Source organism: Streptomyces sp. NPDC037410, from assembly GCF_055602235.1.
The window spans coordinates 134,853-152,582 of record NZ_JBVJWR010000015.1 but is presented as its reverse complement, the minus strand read 5'-3'; the positions used below and the strand labels follow the sequence as shown (position 1 = coordinate 152,582).

Annotated in this window: 12 protein-coding genes and 1 pseudogene; 10 read left to right on the top strand and 3 right to left on the bottom strand. The window is 73.4% G+C overall.

Annotation, left to right across the window (positions count from 1 at the left end):
* Nucleotides 1–64: 64 nt before the first annotated feature.
* On the top strand, nucleotides 65–1,927 hold the full coding sequence (locus ACZ7HT_RS24745) for an MFS transporter (protein ID WP_471169717.1): 1,863 nt from the start codon (nucleotides 65–67) through the stop codon (nucleotides 1,925–1,927).
* A gap of 43 nt (nucleotides 1,928–1,970) precedes the next feature.
* Here the strand turns inward: ACZ7HT_RS24745 and ACZ7HT_RS24740 are convergent, their stop codons facing one another.
* Nucleotides 1,971–2,405 (bottom strand): cell division protein SepF, encoded by a 435-nt coding sequence (locus tag ACZ7HT_RS24740; protein ID WP_030315727.1) that lies wholly within the window; start codon nucleotides 2,403–2,405, stop codon nucleotides 1,971–1,973.
* 322 nt (nucleotides 2,406–2,727) lie between these two features.
* Between ACZ7HT_RS24740 and ACZ7HT_RS24735 the strand changes: the two genes are divergently transcribed.
* Nucleotides 2,728–4,005 (top strand): DUF5685 family protein, encoded by a 1,278-nt coding sequence (locus tag ACZ7HT_RS24735; RefSeq protein ID WP_471169714.1) that lies wholly within the window; start codon nucleotides 2,728–2,730, stop codon nucleotides 4,003–4,005.
* Between the two features lie 72 nt (nucleotides 4,006–4,077).
* On the opposite strand, the gene ACZ7HT_RS24730 is transcribed toward ACZ7HT_RS24735, so the two are convergent.
* Nucleotides 4,078–5,043, bottom strand: a complete 966-nt coding sequence (locus ACZ7HT_RS24730; protein WP_471169711.1) for an ABC transporter substrate-binding protein — start codon at nucleotides 5,041–5,043, stop codon at nucleotides 4,078–4,080.
* Between the two features lie 554 nt (nucleotides 5,044–5,597).
* Here ACZ7HT_RS24730 and ACZ7HT_RS24725 point away from each other — a divergent pair.
* The 6 genes and pseudogenes from ACZ7HT_RS24725 (at nucleotide 5,598) to ACZ7HT_RS24700 (ending at nucleotide 11,946) form a co-directional block, all read left to right on the top strand.
* Complete coding sequence (locus ACZ7HT_RS24725; protein ID WP_471169709.1) at nucleotides 5,598–6,446, top strand: amino acid ABC transporter permease; 849 nt, start codon at nucleotides 5,598–5,600, stop codon at nucleotides 6,444–6,446.
* Nucleotides 6,443–8,248 carry an FAD/NAD(P)-binding protein gene (locus tag ACZ7HT_RS24720; RefSeq protein ID WP_471169706.1) on the top strand — a complete coding sequence of 602 codons (1,806 nt, stop codon included), beginning with the start codon at nucleotides 6,443–6,445 and terminating at the stop codon, nucleotides 8,246–8,248. Before ACZ7HT_RS24725 ends, ACZ7HT_RS24720 begins: the two co-directional genes overlap by 4 nt.
* A 34-nt stretch (nucleotides 8,249–8,282) precedes the next feature.
* A pseudogene (locus ACZ7HT_RS24715) lies at nucleotides 8,283–9,124 on the top strand (amino acid ABC transporter ATP-binding protein).
* A 47-nt stretch (nucleotides 9,125–9,171) separates the two neighbouring features.
* Nucleotides 9,172–9,960, top strand: coding sequence for a DUF1684 domain-containing protein (locus tag ACZ7HT_RS24710; protein WP_471169703.1), 789 nt, complete (start codon nucleotides 9,172–9,174; stop codon nucleotides 9,958–9,960).
* Between the two features lie 202 nt (nucleotides 9,961–10,162).
* Nucleotides 10,163–11,017 carry a S1 family peptidase gene (locus ACZ7HT_RS24705; RefSeq protein ID WP_471169700.1) on the top strand — a complete coding sequence of 285 codons (855 nt, stop codon included), beginning with the start codon at nucleotides 10,163–10,165 and terminating at the stop codon, nucleotides 11,015–11,017.
* Nucleotides 11,018–11,064: 47 nt separating this feature from the next.
* Nucleotides 11,065–11,946, top strand: coding sequence for a S1 family peptidase (locus ACZ7HT_RS24700; RefSeq protein ID WP_471169697.1), 882 nt, complete (start codon nucleotides 11,065–11,067; stop codon nucleotides 11,944–11,946).
* A gap of 62 nt (nucleotides 11,947–12,008) precedes the next feature.
* Here the strand turns inward: ACZ7HT_RS24700 and ACZ7HT_RS24695 are convergent, their stop codons facing one another.
* On the bottom strand, nucleotides 12,009–13,043 hold the full coding sequence (locus ACZ7HT_RS24695) for a DUF3533 domain-containing protein (RefSeq protein ID WP_471169694.1): 1,035 nt from the start codon (nucleotides 13,041–13,043) through the stop codon (nucleotides 12,009–12,011).
* 149 nt (nucleotides 13,044–13,192) lie between these two features.
* Here ACZ7HT_RS24695 and ACZ7HT_RS24690 point away from each other — a divergent pair, with 149 nt between their 5' ends.
* Complete coding sequence (locus ACZ7HT_RS24690) at nucleotides 13,193–16,660, top strand: DNA polymerase III subunit alpha (RefSeq protein WP_471169691.1); 3,468 nt, start codon at nucleotides 13,193–13,195, stop codon at nucleotides 16,658–16,660.
* The gene (locus tag ACZ7HT_RS24685; protein ID WP_471169688.1) at nucleotides 16,657–17,616 is read left to right on the top strand and encodes a DNA polymerase Y family protein; all 960 of its coding nucleotides are present in this window, start codon (nucleotides 16,657–16,659) and stop codon (nucleotides 17,614–17,616) included. Before ACZ7HT_RS24690 ends, ACZ7HT_RS24685 begins: the two co-directional genes overlap by 4 nt.
* Nucleotides 17,617–17,730 lie beyond the last annotated feature (114 nt).

Sequence of the window (17,730 nt, the reverse complement as noted above, 5' to 3'; positions counted from 1 at the left end):
CCCCAGGGGCATACGCCCTGGTCACAGCCCACCGAGCGCGAGAGCTTCACTGGGAGGTACGTACATGTCGCGGACGAACACGGCCCAAGAACGACCGCGTTCCCCCGTCGGCGGCGGCACCAACCGCTGGGTCGTCCTCGTCGTCCTCTGCGTCAGTCTTCTCCTGGTCGCCCTCGACGCGACCATCCTGCACGTCGCCGTCCCCTCGCTCACCGAGGACCTGCGCCCCAGCTCCACCGCGCTGCTCTGGATCGTCGACGCCTACCCCCTGGTCTGCGCGTCGCTCCTCATCCTCTTCGGCACCCTCGGCGACCGGGTCGGCAGACGGAGAGTGCTCCTCCTCGGCTACGCGCTCTTCGGCATCGCCTCGGCGGTCGCCGCGCTCGCCACCGAGCCCTCCGTCCTCATCGGGGCCCGCGCGCTGCTCGGCGTCGGCGGCGCGATGATCATGCCCGCCACGCTCTCCATCCTCCGGACGGTCTTCCCCGACCGCAGGGAGCGCGCCACCGCGATCGGCATCTGGACGGCCACCGCCGCGATCGGGGCCGCCACCGGGCCGGTGCTCGGCGGCTTCCTCGTCGAGAACTACTGGTGGGGCTCCGTCTTCCTCATCAACATCCCGCTGATGGCGCTGATCCTCCCGCTCGGCCGCCGCCTGCTCCCCGAGTCCCGGGGCGCCGCCGACGGCCCCTGGGACGTGCTCGGCGCGCTCATGGCCGCGGCCGGAGTGCTCGGCTGCGTCCTCGGCGTCAAGCGCGCCGGGGCCGGCGACCCGCTGCTCACCCTGGCGACCGCCGGGCCGCTGCTGCTCGGCGCCACGCTCCTCGTCCTCTTCGTACGGAGGCAGAAGCGGCGCCCGCACCCGCTGATCGACCTGAAGCTCTTCTCCCGGGCGGCCTTCACCACCTCGGTCGGCTGCATCGTCATCGGCATGCTGGCCCTGGTCGGCCTGGAGCTCATCGCCATCCAGTACCTCCAGCTGGTCCTCGGCCTCAGCCCCCTGGAGACCGGCCTCCGGCTCCTCCCGCTGACCTTCGCCGCCATGGCCGCCGGTGCCACCGGCTCGTACACCCTGCGCAGGATCGGGCCGCGCCGGATGGTCGGCTGGGGCTTCCTGCTCACCGCCGCAGCGGTGCTGCTGCTCACGTTCATGGGGCAGCACGACCGGCCGGCGCTGCTCACGGTGGGCTTCGTGCTGCTGGGCTTCGGCCTGCAGACCACGCTCTTCTCGGCGTACGAGTCGATGCTGAGCGAGGCGCCGCAGGGGAGCGCGGGCGGCGCGGCGGCGATCGGCGAGACCTCGTACCAGCTCGGCGCGGGCATGGGCATCGCGCTGCTCGGCAGTGTGATGAACGCGGCGTACGCCCCCGGGCTCGCCTCGGTGCCCGGGGTGCCCGCGGAGGCGAGCCGGGCCGCCGCGAACTCGCTCGGCGAGGCGTACGAGGTCGCCGGTCAGCTCGGCGGCACGGCCGGCGAGGCCCTGCACCAGGCCGCGCGGCACTCCTTCGTGACCGGCCTGCACGTCACGCTCTTCGTGAGCGCCGGCCTGCTGCTCCTCGGCGCGCTGATGGCCCAGCGGCTGCCGCGGATCATGGAATGCCCGGTGGACCCGGAGGAGGCCTTCGACGCCCGGGAGGCCGAGGGGGCGCGCGTGGCCGCGGTGGGCTTGGACCAGGGTGCGGAGATGTCCGGGACCGTACCCGGGATGGCGGAGGCGCCGGAAGCGGCACCCGCCGACCGGTCGGAGCGGGGCGGTGTCTCGGGAGCGGCCGGTTCTTCGGGGCGGGCCGGGTCGCCGGAGCGGAGCGGTGTCTCGGGAGCGCCCGGTGGCTCGGAGTCGTCCGGTTGCCCCGCAGGCGCCGAGCCGCGGGTGCCCGCGACTCGGGAAGCGATCGAGCCCGCCGGCTCGGGGCGTCCGGCGCACTGACCCGACCGCGTCGGGAGGTGCCCGGCCGGGCCGGCGGACCCGCTCAGCTCTGGTTGAAGAAACCGTCCTGCTGACGCCGACCGGTCTCGCCGGTGACGATCTGGGTGTCGGCGGGGGTCAGCAGGAAGACCCGCGTCGCCACACGCTCGATCGAGCCGCGCAGGCCGAAGGCGAGACCGGCGGCGAAGTCGACGACGCGCTTGGCGTCGTTCGGCTCCATCGCGGTCAGGTTCACGATCACCGGAACCCCGTCCCGGAAGAGCTCGCCGATGCCCCGGGCGTCCCGGAAGCCGTCCGGGGAGACGGTGGCGATCCGGCGGCCCCGGTCCTCGGCGGTGTCCGTGGCCACCCGGACCCGGGGGTCCGTCACCCAGGCGTCGCCGCCCTCGGCACCGTCGGCGTACTCGTCGTCGTAGTAACGCTCGTCGTTGTCCTCGACGAGTCCCAGCCAGGCACTCGCCTTGCGCACCGATCCCATGGACGCCTCCTTTCAGCGCGGTCACTTGTGGTTCCGCAATCCCTATCGTCGTCCATGATGCGGATCGCGCGCCAAGTGGATAGGCGCCGCGCAGAGGATTCGTGACGGTACTGGTGCAGAACGTGAGGAGCGTTTCCTGGCGATTCGTCAGGAAACTTGCGGTATGCGGGGCCTGATGGAGGGCCATGTAGCTGAAAATATGAAAGTCGGGTCACAAGGGTGACGATGGGCGCGTACGGGTGAACGGCCCCACTCGCTACGATGCCGCGGGGCCGCTCGGCGGACCTCCGCCCGCCACCGCCCACGACTCACGGGGGAGTCCTTGTTCGGCATCGTCAGACCCTGCACCCACCGCCTCACCGACGGGCTGAAGACCGAGTGGACGGCCCACCTCTGCGGCCTCTGCCTGGCGCTCCGCGCCGACCACGGCCAGTTCGCCCGGGTCGTCACCAACTACGACGGGCTCATCGTCTCGGTCCTGACGGAGGCTCAGACCGGCGTCACCGAAGCGGGCCGCCGCACCGCGGGACCCTGCGCCCTGCGCGCCATGAAGACCGCCCCCGTCGCCCGCGGCGAGGGCGCCAGGCTCGCCGCCGCCGTCTCGCTCGTCCTCGCCTCGGCGAAGGTACGGGACCACGTCGCCGACCGGGACGGCCTGTTGGCCCGCCGGCCCGTCGCCGCCGCGGCCCGCCGCGTCGCCCGCTCCTGGGACCGGGCGGGGGCCAGGACCGGGCGGGACCTCGGCTTCGACACGGCCGTCCTCGTCGACGCCGTCGACCGCCAGACCGGCATCGAGGCCCTCGCCGGACCCGGCACCCCTCTGCTCACCGTCACCGAGCCGACCGAGACGGCGACCGCCGCCGCCTTCGCGCACACCGCCGTCCTCGCGGGACGGCCGGGGAACGCGGAGCCGCTCGCCGAGGCCGGCCGCCTCTTCGGCCGGCTCGCCCACCTCCTCGACGCCGTCGAGGACCAGGCCGCCGACGCCGCGAGCGGCGCGTGGAACCCGCTCACCGCCACCGGCACCTCCCGCGAGGAGGCCCGCCGGCTCGCCGACGACGCCCTCCACGGCATCCGCCTCGCGCTGAAGGACGCCGAGTTCGCCGACGGCAAGCTCGCCCACGTCCTCCTCGCCCACGAGCTGCGCACCTCCGTCGACCGCGCCTTCGGCACGACCAGCTGCTCGCACGGCGCGCCGGGGGCGGCGCACGGCCCGGTGCCGGGGAACCCGTACGCCACCCCGAACGGACCGATGCCCGGCAACCCGTACGCCCCCGGCCCCGGCGGACCCGCCGGCCCGGGCGGGCCCTACGCCCCCGGCCCCGGCAGCCCGGGCGGCCCCGGCGGTCCGTTCCCGCCCGAGCCGCCCAACCGGCGCGGTCTGACAGTCGGCTGCGCCCTCTGGATCGGCATGGCCTGCACCTGCCAGATGTGCTGCGGGAGCTTCGAGGACCCCTGGAGCCGGCAGCGGCGCGAGGGGCTGTGCCAGCAGTGCAGCCCCGGTGACTGCTGCGACTGCTGTGACTGCTGCAGCAACTGCTCCTCCTGCTGCGACGGGGACTGCTGCTGCGGGGACTGCGACTGCGGCTGCGACTGCTGACGTACCGTCGGCATCCCGTAGACCCCCGGCCGGACTCCCGTCGGACTCCCGTCGGGGTCCCGCGCGCCGCCGCTACTTCTTCGGCGCCGGGATCTCCGGCGGGGAGATCCGCGACCGCTCGATGCCCGAGCCGGTCACCCCCCACTTCCTCAGGATCCGCTCGTACGTCCCGTCGGCCTTCAGGCCGTTCACCGCCGCCTGGAAGGCCGGTGCGAGCGGCGTGCCCTTCTTGAAGGCGAAACCGACGTCGAGCCGCCGGTACTCGTTGAGGAACTTCACGTTCCTCTGCTGCGTCACCGCGTACCGCACGCCGTTGATCGTGTTCATCACGACATCGCTGCGCCCCTGCTGGAGCGACATCCAGATCGCCCCGGCCTCGCTGTAGACGTTCACCTCGTACGCCGGCTTCCCGGCCCGCGCGCACCGGTCCTCGTTCTTCTCCAGGGTCCGCTCGAAGGTCGTGCCGGCGTTCACGGCCACCTTCAGGCCGCACAGCTGCGTGAGGTCGGTGACCGCCTTCAGGGTGCTGTCCGCCCGGGCGGCGAAGCCCTGCCCGTCGTTGACGTACGTCACGAAGTCGATGGTCTTGCGTCGCTCCTCGGTCACGCCGAAGTTCCCGGTGCCGACGTCGTACCTGCCGCTGTCGAGCGCCGGCAGGATCGCTTCAAAACCGACCACCTCGCGCTTCAGCTCCAGACCGAGGGCCTTCGCCACGGCGGCCGAGAAGTCGGCGTCCACCCCGACGACGGTCGTGCCGTCCGGCAGATAGGCCGAGCTGGGCGGCGTCCCCACCGAGGCGGCGAGCGTCAGGCTGCCGCGCTGCCGCACGTCGGCGGGGAGCAGCTTCGCCTCCGCCTCGTTCTTCCGCACCGCCGCCACCACGTCCTCGGTCGGGAGGGCGCCCCGCGCTCCGGTCGCCCCGGCCGGGGCGGTCGCGGGCTCGCCGCCCGAGCAGGCGGTGAGGCCGAGCGTGGCCGCGGTGATCAGGGCGAAGACGAGGGTGGTGCGTGCGGTGCCGGAACTCGTGCGCGTACTCATGGCTTCGGGTTCTCCAGGAATGTCTCGAACGGCAGCGGGCCGATCGACTCGGGACCGGCGGACACGTCGAAGAGCGGGCGGTAGCCGGTGCCTCACGAACGGCAGGAGGCGGCTGCCCGGTTCACAGGCCATGACGTGCCGTCAGGAGGGGAAGGGGCGCGGGGGTGAGGGGAGGGGAGGGCTCAGACGCTCACGCGGGACCTGGGTGTGGAGGCGCCACGGAAGCGGGGCGTGAAGGCGCCGCGGAGGACAGCACGCGGGCGGGGAGAAGCGGCGGGTCGGCTCAACAGGAAGAGGACCACACGCGACCGAAGTCGATGTGGGAGCGCGTGACCAGCTGCTGCGGATGCATGGCCACAGTTGAACAGGCATCCGGTCCCGCGTCAACCGCGATGAGACGTACGGCCCACAGTGCGGACACCCTTGACAGCAGCCCGTGTTGACCGCCTAGCCTCGAAGGGCGGATCGGGCTGAGGGGCCCGGATCCGCGGCTCAGCGCGTGTGAAGGCGCACCCCGTGTTCGATCCGCCCCCTGGCATCCACGGAGCCCTCGTATGTCCGCGACCCTCGTCAAGGCACCGTCCACGGCCCCGCCGGCCGAACCGCCCCCGCGCGTCGTCCCCGCCCGCCGCACCGGCCAGTGGACCGCCGCCGCCACCGTCCTGATCCTGCTCGCGCTCGCACTCGTCTCGGTCGTCCGCAACAAGGCCTTCCAGTGGGACGTCGTCGCCGAGTACCTCACCTCCGCGTCCGTCCTGCGCGGCCTCGGCCTCACCCTGTGGCTGACCGCCCTCGTCATGGCCCTCGGCTTCGCCCTCGGCACCCTGCTCGCCGTCCTCAGGCTGTCCGCCAACCCCGTGCTGCGTGCGGTCAGTTGGGGTTACGTCTGGTTCTTCAGGTCCACCCCGATCCTGGTCCAGCTGCTCTTCTGGTTCAACATCGGCGTGCTCTACCCGCAGATCCTCGGCGTGAACACGGTCAACCTCCTCGGCCCCGTCGCCGTCGCCGTCATCGGCCTCACCCTGCACGAGGCCGCCTACGCCGCCGAGGTCGTCCGCGGCGGCGTCCTCTCCGTCGACCGGGGCCAGATCGAGGCCGCCCAGTCCCTCGGCCTCGGCCGGTGGCGCCGGCTCACCCGGATCGTGCTGCCGCAGGCCATGCGCGCGATCGTCCCGCCCGCCGGAAACATGCTGATCGGCACCCTCAAGGGCACCTCCATCGTCTCCGTCATCGCCGTCCAGGACCTGCTCTACTCGACCCAGCTCGTCTACCACCGCACGTACGAGATCATCCCGCTGCTGCTCGTCGCCACGCTCTGGTACGTCGCCGTCACCTCGGTCCTCGGCATCGGCCAGTACTACGTCGAGCGGCACTACGCCCGCGGAACGGCCGGTGCCCGATGAGCCCGCGCCCGTCCGTCGTCGTCGTGGGCGCCGGGCCGCGCGGGACCGGCTTCCTCGAACGGCTCGCCGCCAACCTGCCCGAGCTGTACGGCGACGAGCCCCTCGACGTCCACCTCGTCGACCCGCACCCGCCGGGACCCGGCCGGATCTGGCGCACCGCGCAGTCCCCGCTGCTCTGGATGAACTCCCGGGCCGAGGACGTCACGATGTTCACCGACGAGACCGTCGACCTCGAAGGACCCGTCCACCCCGGACCCACCCTCGCCGAATGGGCCGGCATCGAAGGCCGCACCTTCCCCACCCGCCCCCAGCAGGGCGCCTATCTCCGCTGGGTGTACGAGCGGACCCGCGACGCCCTGCCCGGCTCCGTCACCGTCCACGAGCACCGCACCACCGCCCTGCGGATCAGCGGGCCCCGCGAAGGACGCCAGCGGGTCTGGCTGGAGGGCGCCTCCGCCCCCCTCCTCGCCGACCTCGTCGTCCTCACCGTCGGCCACGTCGGCGCCGAACCCGACCCGGAGCAGCGGCGGCTCGCCGGCTTCGCCGGGCACCACGGGCTCGTCCACCTCCCGCCCGACTTCACCGCCGACGCCGACCTCTCCGCCCTCCCCGCCGGCGAACCCGTCCTCGTCCGCGGCTTCGGCCTCGCCTTCGTCGACCTGATGGTGCTGCTCACCGAGGGCCGCGGCGGACGGTACGAGGGCGAGGGCGACGCGCTCGTGTACGTGCCCTCCGGCAAGGAACCGGTGCTGCACGTCGGATCGCGCCGGGGCGTCCCGTACCACTCGAAGATCGGTTACGTCCTCGACGGCGAACAGCCCCCGCTGCCCCGCTTCTTCGGCCCCGAACAGACCGACGCCCTGCTCCGGCGCACCGGGCCGCTCGACTTCCGGCGCGACGTCTGGCCGCTCATCGACAAGGAACTCGGCTGGGCCCACTACCACCGGCTCTTCTCCACCCACCCCGAGCGGACCTCGCTCGACTGGAGCGACTTCGAGAAGGCCTACGAGGCGGCACCGCCGCGCGGGGCCGAACTCGCCGCGGTCGTCGCCGCCGCCGTCCCCGACCCCGCCGACCGGCTCGACCTCGACGCCCTCGACCACCCCCTGGACGGCATCCGCTACGACTCCGCCGAGGCTCTCCAGCACGGCCTGCGCGGCTACGTCACCGACGACCTGACCCGCCGCCACGACCCCGCCCACAGCCCCGACGCCGCCGTCTTCGCCGGCCTGCTCTCCGTCTACGTCCAGCTCCTGCGCCTCGGCCGGCGCGTGGACCCCGACGGCTGGTGGCACGGCTTCTTCAGCTACCTCGCCTCCGGGCCGCCGGGACCCCGCCTCCGGCAGCTCCTCGCGCTCTCCCGCGCCGGCGTCGTCCGCTTCCTCGGCCCGCAGGTCACCGTCGAGACCGACGAGGAACGCGGCCTCTTCCGGGCCGCGTCCGCCGCCCTGCCGGGGGAGTGGACCGAGGCCCGCGCCCTCGTCGAGGCCCGTATCCCCGAACCCGCCCCGGAGCACACCGCCAGCCCGCTGCTCCGCGCCCTGTACGAGGAGGGGACCAGGGTCACCCCCGGCGGCCTCCTCGTGGTCGACCCCGCCGACGGGCGCCTCCTGGACCACGACGGGCGCCCGCACCCGCGCCGCTTCGCCCTCGGCCCGCACACCACCGCCCGCACCGGGGCGGGCTTCATCCGGCCCCGTACCGGCGGGGCCGGATTCCGGCAGAACGACGCCACCGCGCGGGCCGCCCTGGCCCTCCTGCGGGACCCGGCGTGCCGGCGCCCCGCCCCGCTGAGTGCCTGAAACCCGCTGCCCGACCCGTATCCGAGGAACCGCCATGTCTCTCACCAGCGATCCGCCCGTCACGAAGGAACCCGTCACCGCGCCGCGGACAGCGGTCGAGATCCGCTCCGTCCACAAGCGCTTCGGCGCCCTGCACGTCCTGCGCGGCATCGACCTCGACGTCCGGGCCGGCGAGGTCACCGTCGTCCTCGGCCCCTCGGGCTCCGGCAAGTCCACCCTGCTGCGGACCATCAACCACCTGGAGAAGGTCGACAGCGGCACGGTCGGCGTCGACGGCGTCCTCGTCGGCTACCGCCGCTCCGGGAACAGGCTCCACGAGCTGCGCGAGCGCGAGATCCTCAGGCAGCGCACCCGGATCGGCTTCGTCTTCCAGAACTTCCACCTCTTCCCGCACCTCACCGTCCTGGAGAACATCGTCGAGGCACCCGTCTCGGCCCTGAAGCGCCCCCGCGAGGACGCCGAGGCCACGGCCCGCGCGCTGCTCGAACGCGTCGGACTCGCCGACAAGGCCGAGGCCTACCCCAAGCAGCTCTCCGGCGGACAGCAGCTGGGGGTCCCCCCACGCCCCCAGGGCGTAGGGGGAGAGTCGCCATCGCCCGCGCGCTCGCCCTGGAACCGAGCCTGCTCCTCTTCGACGAGCCGACCTCCGCGCTCGACCCCGAACTCGTCGGCGAGGTCCTCGACGTCATCAAGGACCTGGCCGCCTCCGGCACCACCATGATCGTCGTCACCCACGAGATCGGCTTCGCCCGCGAGGCCGCCGACACCGTGGTCTTCATGGACGAGGGCCGGATCGTCGAGCAGGGCTCGCCGGCCGAGGTGCTCGACAGCCCGCGCCACGAGCGGACCCGCGCCTTTCTCTCCAAGGTCCTGTGACCTTTCCTCCCCGGCCTTCCCGATCCCGTATGGAAAGGTGACACACCATGAGCACGGATCCACAGCAGGACTGGCAGCACTGGCACGAGCAGCGCGAGGCCGCGGTCGCCTCCTCGTACGGCCCGCTCTCCCTCACGGGCACCCACTGGCTCGCGGACGTCCCCGAGGGGCGCGTTCCGGCCATTCCCGGTGAGTGGCGGGAGGACGGCGACGAGGTCCTCCTGACGGCGGCCGCCGAGGACGGGATCACCGTCGACGGCAAGGCCTTCGCCGGCACGGTCCGGCTCACCGCCGACCACGCCCCGATCCACGAGTCCCGGGTCGAGTCGGCGGGCCGGCGGCTCGTGGTGCTGCGGCGCGAAGGGCTGTGGGCCGTACGGGACTTCGACCCCGGCTCGGCGGCGCGCAGCGCCTTCCGGGGCATCGAGGCCACCCCGTACGACGAGCGCTGGGTGGTGCCCGGTGTGTTCCGTCCGTACGGGGAGACGCGCAGCGTACGGGTGGAGAACGCCGACGGCCGGGAGCGCGGTCTCGGGCTCGCCGGGGAGCTGGTCTTCGAGCTGCACGGAGGGGAGCACGTCCTCCAGGTGGCCGTCGAGGACGACGGCTCCCTGTGGGCGGTCTTCGCGGACGCCACCAGCGGGCGGGACAGCTACCGCTTCCGTTTCCTGCGGCCCGAGGCGCCGGCCGCGGACGGCTCGGTGACGGTCGACTTCAACCGCGCCCTGCTGCCGCCGTGCGCCTTCGCGGACCACTTCATCTGCCCCTTCCCGCCGCCCGGGAACACGCTCGACACCGCGGTGCCGGCCGGGGAGCGGCGACTGAAGCCGGCCTGACCAGGACTTTCTCCGTAGAGCTGCGGATGGCGGGCGCCCCCGGCCGCGACGGCCCGAGGCGCCCGTCCGTGCGGCGGTCTTGTGTGTCCGCTCCGGGAGGGCCACTATCACTGACGGTGCATGTCAGGGACACGTCACCTGATGGCACCTCACGGGCCCGACATCCACGGGCCCTCCGCTTTTTCCGAGAAGGAGGAGCACAGTGAGGAAAACCCGCACCCGCCTGCTCGCCGTCGCCGCCGGACTCGCCGCCGCGACCGCCCTCGGACTTCCCGGCGCCCAGGCCGCACCCGCGCCCGGTCCCGCCGGAGCCGCCCAGCTCGCCCGCGCCGACGCCGCCGTCGGGGCCGCCGGGGTCGGCGGCACCGCCTGGTACGTCGACCAGGCGTCGGGCCGGGTCGTCGTCACCGCCGACTCCACCGTCACCGACGCCGGCCTCGCCAAGATCCGGAGAGCGGCCGGCGCCGACTCCGGAGCCCTCCGCGTCCAGCGCACCCCCGGCGTCTTCACACCCCTGCTCGCGGCCGGTGACGCCATCTACGGCGGCGGCTACCGCTGTTCGCTCGGCTTCAACGTGCGCAGCGGCTCCACGTACTACTTCCTGACCGCCGGCCACTGCGGCAACGTCGCCAACACCTGGTACACCAACTCGGCGCAGTCGACCCTCATCGGCGCCACCGTCGGCTCCAGCTTCCCGGGCAACGACTACGCCCTCGTCCGCTACGACAACACCTCGCTCGCCCACACCGGCGGCTTCACCGCGGCCGACGCCTACGTGGGCGAGTCCGTCAAGCGCTCCGGCTCGACCACCGGCACCCGCAGCGGCACGGTCACCGGCCTCAACGCCACCGTCCACTACTCCAGCGGCGGCACGGTGAAGGGCCTGATCCAGACCAACGTCTGTGCCGAGCCCGGCGATTCGGGCGGCGCGATGTACGACGGCACCAAGGCGCTCGGCCTCACCTCCGGCGGCAGCGGCAACTGCTCCACCGGCGGCACCACCTTCTTCCAGCCGGTGCCGGAGGCGCTCGCCAAGTACAACGTCAGCCTCTTCTGATCCCCGTACGGACACCCACTGATCCCCCCCCACAGGAGGAACAAGAAGTGACCACCCCCACGAAGAAGTTCCGGCTGCTCGCCCTCACCGCCGGTCTCGTCGCCGCCGCCGCGACGCTCGCCGTCCCCACCGCGAACGCCGACTCCGCGCAGACGTTCAGCGCCGGCCGGCTCACCGCCGCGGCCGACGCCGTCCTCGCCGCCGACGTGGCCGGCACCGCCTGGCGCGTCGACCCCGCCACCGGCAGGGTCGTCGTCACCGCCGACTCCACCGTCTCCCAGGCCGAGATCGCGAAGATCAAGCACCGGGCCGGGGCCGACGCCGGAGCCCTGCGCATCGAGCGCACCCCCGGCACGTTCAACAAGCTGATCTCCGGCGGCGACGCCATCTACGCGAGCAGCTGGCGCTGCTCGCTCGGCTTCAACGTCAAGGACAGCGCGGGGAACTACTACTTCCTGACCGCCGGCCACTGCACCGACGGCGCGGGCACCTGGTGGTCCAACTCCACCCACAGCACGGTGCTCGGCTCCACCGCCGGGTCGAGCTTCCCGACCAACGACTACGGCATCGTGCGCTACACCAACACCTCGGTCACCAAGTCCGGCATGGTCGGCAGCGTCGACATCACCAGCGCCGCCAACGCCACCGTCGGCATGTCCGTCACCCGCCGCGGCTCCACCACCGGCATCCACAGCGGCACGGTGACCGGCCTGAACGCCACCGTGAACTACGGCGGCGGCGACATCGTCTACGGCATGATCCAGACGAACGTCTGCGCCGAGCCCGGCGACTCCGGCGGCCCGCTCTACTCGGGCAGCCGGGCGATCGGCCTCACCTCGGGCGGGAGCGGCAACTGCTCCTCGGGCGGGACGACCTTCTTCCAGCCCGTGACGGAGGCGCTGAGCGCGTACGGGGTCAACGTGTACTGATCCCCTGGTCCCCAGGCATGCAGAAGGCCCCCCGTTGCCGCGCGGGGGGCCTTCCTCGTGTTCTACGGATGCTCCGGGGCCTCCGGCGGGATCCGCTCCGCCGTCCGCTGCCACTTCACCGAGGACATCACCAGGGTGACGGCCGCGCCGACCATCGCCCAGACTGACAGGACCACCATCGAGGCGGTCATGTCGTTGCCCTTGAAGTACGCGATCGAGCGCGCCGCCCAGGTGCCCGCGCCCGGCGGCAGGTACGGGCCGATCGCCCGCCAGAAGGGCGGCAGCATCGGCAGCGGGAAGGCGCCGCCCGCGCTCGGGTTGCCGGCGATCACGATGAGCAGGATCGCCAGGCCGATGCCGACGATCCCGAAGACGGACTGGAGGGCGAGGGTGGCGGCGCCGACGGCGAAGACCACCAGGGTGCCCAGGCCCCACAGGGCCGCGACGCTGCCGGGCAGGGCGCCGAGGACCGGGCCGACGATGATCGCGCCGCCGAGGCCGCCGAGGGCCGCGTAGAGGGCGAGGGCCCCGAGGCGGATGATCGCGCGCTCCCGGTTCGCCGGCCGGGCGCCCGCGCTGATCGCCAGGATCGCGGCGCAGATGTAGCCGCCGACGCACCAGCCGATGACCAGGTAGAAGGCGGAGAGTCCGTTGAAGTCCTGGGAGGAGGACGGGGCCACGTCGACGGTCCGCACGAGGCGCTGGTCGGCGGCCTCCAGCTTCGTGATCATCGCCTCCAGGGTCGCGGAGAGCACCTTTCCGCCGCCCGAGGCGACGAGCAGGGTGTCGGTGCGGCCGCGCGGGTCGACGATCAGGGCCCCGTCGATCTCGCGGTTCAGCATCTGGTCCCGGGCCTCGGCCTCGTCCGCGACCACGCGCGGGTCGAAGGGATCGCCGGGCAGCTTCTCCAGCCGGTCCGTGAGGACGGTGGCGGCCTGCCCGGGGGCGACCACGCCGAAGGGGACGTCCGTGGGCTTCGGGTTGTGCAGGGCCCCGACGTACGAGGTGATGAACAGGAGCTGGAGGGCGAAGACGCCGACGACGAGCAGGGCGGCTCGGGGGGTGACGGCGCTTTTCAGTTCATCGACGAGGCTCATGCCCCCCAGGCTCCGGGGCGGAGGACGTTTCCGCAGGTGGGATGGGTCTGAACGAGTTATCGCACGAACGTTCGAAAGTGAGCTAAGGTGGGAACGAGGGGGTGGGAACGTGTGTACGAATTCGATGTGAGAGTGCGGGAGGTGCGGCCATGCCAGGTTTCACGCACCTGCACACCGCCTCGGGCTACTCCCTGCGCTACGGCGCCTCCCACCCCGAGCGCCTCGCCGCCCGCGCCGCCGAGCGGGGCATGGACGCGCTCGCCCTGACCGACCGCGACACCCTCTCCGGCACCGTCCGCTTCGCCAAGGCGTGCGAGAAGGAGGGGGTCCGCCCCCTGTTCGGCGTGGACCTGGCGTACGAGCCCCCCGGCGCCCCCGAACCCGAAGGCCGTGACTCCGCCGACCGGGGCTCCGCCCGCCGGGTGCCCGTCCGGGGCGGCGCCTTCGTCGACGAGTCCGCGCCCCGCGCCCTCTTCCTCGCCCGCTCCCGCACCGGCTGGGCCACCCTCTGCGCCATGGTCACCGCCGCCCACGCCGGGGCGGGGGAGCCGCGGGGAGGGCAGGCCCTGCTGCCCAGCGCCGCCCTGGCCGGCGACGGCGTCTTCGTCCTGCTCGGCCCCGGCTCCGACGTCGGCCGCGCCCTCGCCGCGGGCCGCCCCGACCGGGCCGCCCGGCTGCTCGCCCCCTGGCGCGAGCGGTACGGCGACGCCCTGTGCCTGGAGGCCGTCCACCACGGGCGCGCCGGCACCGGGCCCGGCTCCCTGCGGCTCGCCGCCCGTACCGTCGGCTTCGCCGCCGAGCAGGGCGTCCGGCCCGTCCTCGGCAACGCCGTCCGGTACGCCGACCCCGGCCAGGGCCCGGTCGCCGACGTCCTCGACTCCGCCCGCCGCCTCGTCCCCGTCGACCCCCGCAAGGAGCTCGACAGCGGGGAGGCCTGGCTCAAGGGCGCCGAAGGACCCGACGGCATGCTCGCCGCCGCCGAGCGGACCGTCGAGGCCGCGGGCTTCCGCCGGGACGCCGCCCGCCGGCTGCTCGACCGGACCGGGGAGGTCGCCGCCGCGTGCCTGGTCGACCCCGAGGACGACCTCGGCATCGGCTCCGCGCACTTCCCGGAGGCGTACCTCGTCGGCGCGGAGCACCGCACCGCCCAGCGCGTCCTCGCCTCCCGGGCCGCCGCCGGCATGGTCCTGAAGGGGTACGAGGGGCGGCGGGACCACTGGGACCGGATGCACCGCGAGCTGGACGTCATCGCCCACCACGGCTTCGCCACCTACTTCCTGACGGTCGCCCAGGTCGTCGACGACGTCCGGTCCATGGGCATCCGGGTCGCCGCCCGCGGCTCCGGCGCCGGCTCCCTCGTGAACCACCTCCTCGGCATCGCCCACGCCGATCCGGTCGAGCACGGCCTGCTGATGGAACGGTTCCTCTCCAAACGCCGCACCGCCCTGCCCGACATCGACATCGACGTGGAGTCCGCCCGCCGCCTGGAGGTCTACCGGGCGATCATCGACCGCTTCGGCACCGAACGGGTCGCCACCGTCTCCATGCCCGAGACCTACCGCGTCCGCCACGCGGTACGGGACGTGGGCGCGGCCCTCTCCCTGGACCCCGCCGAGACCGACCGGATCGCCAAGGCCTTCCCGCACATCCGCGCCCGGGACGCGCTCGCCGCCCTCGACGAATTGCCCGAACTGCGCGAACTCGCGGGCGAACGCGAGAAGTTCGGCCGGCTCTGGGAGCTGGTCGAGGCGCTCGACGCGCTGCCCCGCGGCATCGCCATGCACCCCTGCGGCGTCCTGCTCTCGGACGCCTCGCTGCTCACCCGTACCCCCGTCGTCCCCACCAGCGGCGAGGGATTCCCCATGTCCCAGTTCGACAAGGAGGACGTGGAGGACCTCGGACTGCTCAAGCTCGACGTCCTCGGCGTGCGCATGCAGTCCGCGATGGCCCACGCCGTCGCCGAGGTCGAGCGCGCCACCGGCACCCGGCCCGACATCGACGCGGTCCCGGAGGGCGACCCCGAGACGTACCGGCTCATCCGCTCCACCGAGACCCTCGGCTGCTTCCAGATCGAGTCCCCGGGCCAGCGCGACCTGGTCGGCCGGCTCCAGCCCGCGACCTTCCACGACCTCGTCGTCGACATCTCGCTCTTCCGGCCGGGCCCGGTCGCCGCCGACATGGTCCGCCCCTTCATCGAGGCCCGGCACGGCCGCGCCCCCGTCCGCTACCCGCACCCCGACCTGGAGGCGACGCTGAAGGAGACGTACGGCGTGGTCGTCTTCCACGAGCAGATCATCGAGATCGTACGGATCATGACCGGCTGCGACCGGGCCGAGGCCGACCAGGTCAGGCGCGGGCTCTCGGACCCCGGCTCGCAGGGCCGGATCAGGCTCTGGTTCGCCGGGCGGGCCGCGGCGCGGGGGTACGCCGACGAGGTCGTCGCCCGCACCTGGGAGATCGTCGAGGCCTTCGGCTCGTACGGTTTCTGCAAGGCGCACGCGGTGGCCTTCGCCGTGCCCACCTACCAGTCGGCCTGGCTCAAGGCGCACCACCCGGCCGCCTTCTACGCGGGACTGCTCACCCACGACCCCGGCATGTACCCCAAGCGGCTGCTGCTCGCGGACGCCCGGCGGCGCGGGGTCCCGGTGCTGCCGCTCGATGTGAACCGCTCGGCGGTCGCCCACCGTATCGAACTGGTGTCCGAGACGCCTGTGGTGTGGGGCCTCCGGCTCGGCCTCGCCGACGTCCACGGCATCAGCGAGGCCGAGAGCGCCCGCATCGAGGACGGGCAGCCCTACGCCTCCCTGCTCGACTTCTGGGAGCGGGCCCGCCCCCGCACCCCGGTCGCCGAACGGCTCGCCCAGGTCGGCGCCCTCGACGCCTTCGGCGCCAACCGCCGCGACCTGCTGCTCCACCTGACCGAACTCCGCCGCATCCACCGCGGAGCCGCCTCCCACGGCGGTCAACTCCCGCTCGCCCAGGGCGGGAAGACCGCCCCCGTCGGCCTGCCCGACCTCGACGAGACCGAACGCCTCAGTGCCGAACTCGGCATCCTCGGCATGGACGCCTCCCGCCACCTCATGAGCGACCACCACGCCTTCCTCCGCGAACTCGGCGTCGTCTCCGCCCAGCGGCTGCGCTCCGTGCGGCACGGCCAGACCGTCCTCGTCGCCGGAGCCAAGGCCGCCACCCAGACCCCGCCCATCCGCTCCGGGAAACGCGTCATCTTCAGCACCCTCGACGACGGCACCGGCCTGGTCGACCTCGCCTTCTTCGACGACGCCCACGAGGCCTGCGCCCACACCGTCTTCCACTCCTGGCTGCTGCTCGTCCGGGGCGTCGTGCAGCGACGCGGTCCGCGCAGCCTCAGCGTCGTCGGCTCCGCCGCCTGGAACCTCGCCGAACTCGTCGAACTGCGCGCCTCCGGAGGCCTGGACGCGGTGGGGGCGCGACTCGCCGAGACGACACCGGCCGGAGAGGACAACGACAACGGCCGGCGCATCACGATGCCCACCGGCTACGAGATGAACCCCTGGGCCGACCTCAAGCCCGCCGGGGAAGGCGCCGCCACCCCGGCGCGGAAGCTCTGGCACAGCAGCCCCGGGAGCGCGGGATGATCCTCTGCGTACGATTCCGCCTCGAACCGGCCGACGCGTCGGTACTGCCCCGACTGGTCGACCTGCTCGGCGAGTTCACCCCCGTCGTCGAAGCCGCCCCGCCCTGCGAGGCGCTCGCCGACGTGCGCGGCGCGCTGCGCTACTTCGGCCGGAGCCCCGCCGAACTCGCCTCCGTCATCCGGGTCCGCGCCCTCGCCCTGTACGGCGTCGACTGCGTCATCGGCGCCGGGCCCAACCCGATGCTGGCCCGGCTCGCGGCCCGCGAGGCCCGGCCCGGCGTCACCCTGGTCGTCGAGGACCCGGCGGCCTTCCTGCGCGAGCGGCCGGTCACCGCCCTCGACGGCGTCGGCCGCGCCACCGCCCGTACCCTCTGCGGCTACGGACTCGACTCCGCCGGACGCGTCGCCGACGCGCCGCTCGCCGTGCTCCAGCGGCTCGTCGGCGCGAAGGCCGGCCGCGAACTGTGGGAGCGGGCACGGGGCATCGACCGCACCCCCGTCGTCCCCGGCGAGGTCTCCCGCTCCCTCGCGGCCGAACGCTCCTTCCCGTACGACGAGCTGGACCCCGCAGCCCACCGCAGGGCGCTGCTCTCGCTCACCGCCGAACTGGGCGCCCGGATGCGCACCGAGGGCCAGGTCTGCCGCTCCCTCACGGTGACCGTCCGCTACGCCGACCGCACCACCTCGAGCCGCACCCGCGCCCTGCGCGAACCGACCGCCCACTCCCGCGACCTCACCGCCCTCGCGTACGCGATCCACGACTCCTTCGGCCTCCAGCGCGCCCGCGTCCGCGGCCTCGCCCTGCGCGCCGAGGGCCTCGCCCCCGCCGAACACGCCGCCCATCAGCTGACCTTCGACCCGACCGACGACAAGGCCCGCCGCATCGAGGCGGTCGCGGACCGCGCCCGGGCGAAGTACGGCCCGAAGGCGGTGCTGCCGGGCTCACTGGCGGCCTGAACGCGCCGGCGTGACGCTATAGCACTTTTTACCGACGCGTAACTTCCCACCGAAGCTACCCGTCCGTAATTTGGCTGGAGAGCATCCCCACTTGTGGTCCGGACCGCAGGGCAC

What these genes read in the sequence shown, in the direction of transcription:
- ACZ7HT_RS24745 (WP_471169717.1), top strand. Translation starts at nt 65, where the DNA reads ATGTCGCGGACGAACACGGCCCAAGAACGACCGCGTTCCCCCGTCGGC.
- ACZ7HT_RS24740 (WP_030315727.1), bottom strand. Translation starts at nt 2,405, where the DNA reads ATGGGATCGGTGCGCAAGGCGAGTGCCTGGCTGGGACTCGTCGAGGAC.
- ACZ7HT_RS24730 (WP_471169711.1), bottom strand. Translation starts at nt 5,043, where the DNA reads ATGAGTACGCGCACGAGTTCCGGCACCGCACGCACCACCCTCGTCTTC.
- ACZ7HT_RS24725 (WP_471169709.1), top strand. Translation starts at nt 5,598, where the DNA reads ATGTCCGCGACCCTCGTCAAGGCACCGTCCACGGCCCCGCCGGCCGAA.
- ACZ7HT_RS24720 (WP_471169706.1), top strand. Translation starts at nt 6,443, where the DNA reads ATGAGCCCGCGCCCGTCCGTCGTCGTCGTGGGCGCCGGGCCGCGCGGG.
- ACZ7HT_RS24710 (WP_471169703.1), top strand. Translation starts at nt 9,172, where the DNA reads ATGAGCACGGATCCACAGCAGGACTGGCAGCACTGGCACGAGCAGCGC.
- ACZ7HT_RS24695 (WP_471169694.1), bottom strand. Translation starts at nt 13,043, where the DNA reads ATGAGCCTCGTCGATGAACTGAAAAGCGCCGTCACCCCCCGAGCCGCC.
- ACZ7HT_RS24690 (WP_471169691.1), top strand. Translation starts at nt 13,193, where the DNA reads ATGCCAGGTTTCACGCACCTGCACACCGCCTCGGGCTACTCCCTGCGC.
- ACZ7HT_RS24685 (WP_471169688.1), top strand. Translation starts at nt 16,657, where the DNA reads ATGATCCTCTGCGTACGATTCCGCCTCGAACCGGCCGACGCGTCGGTA.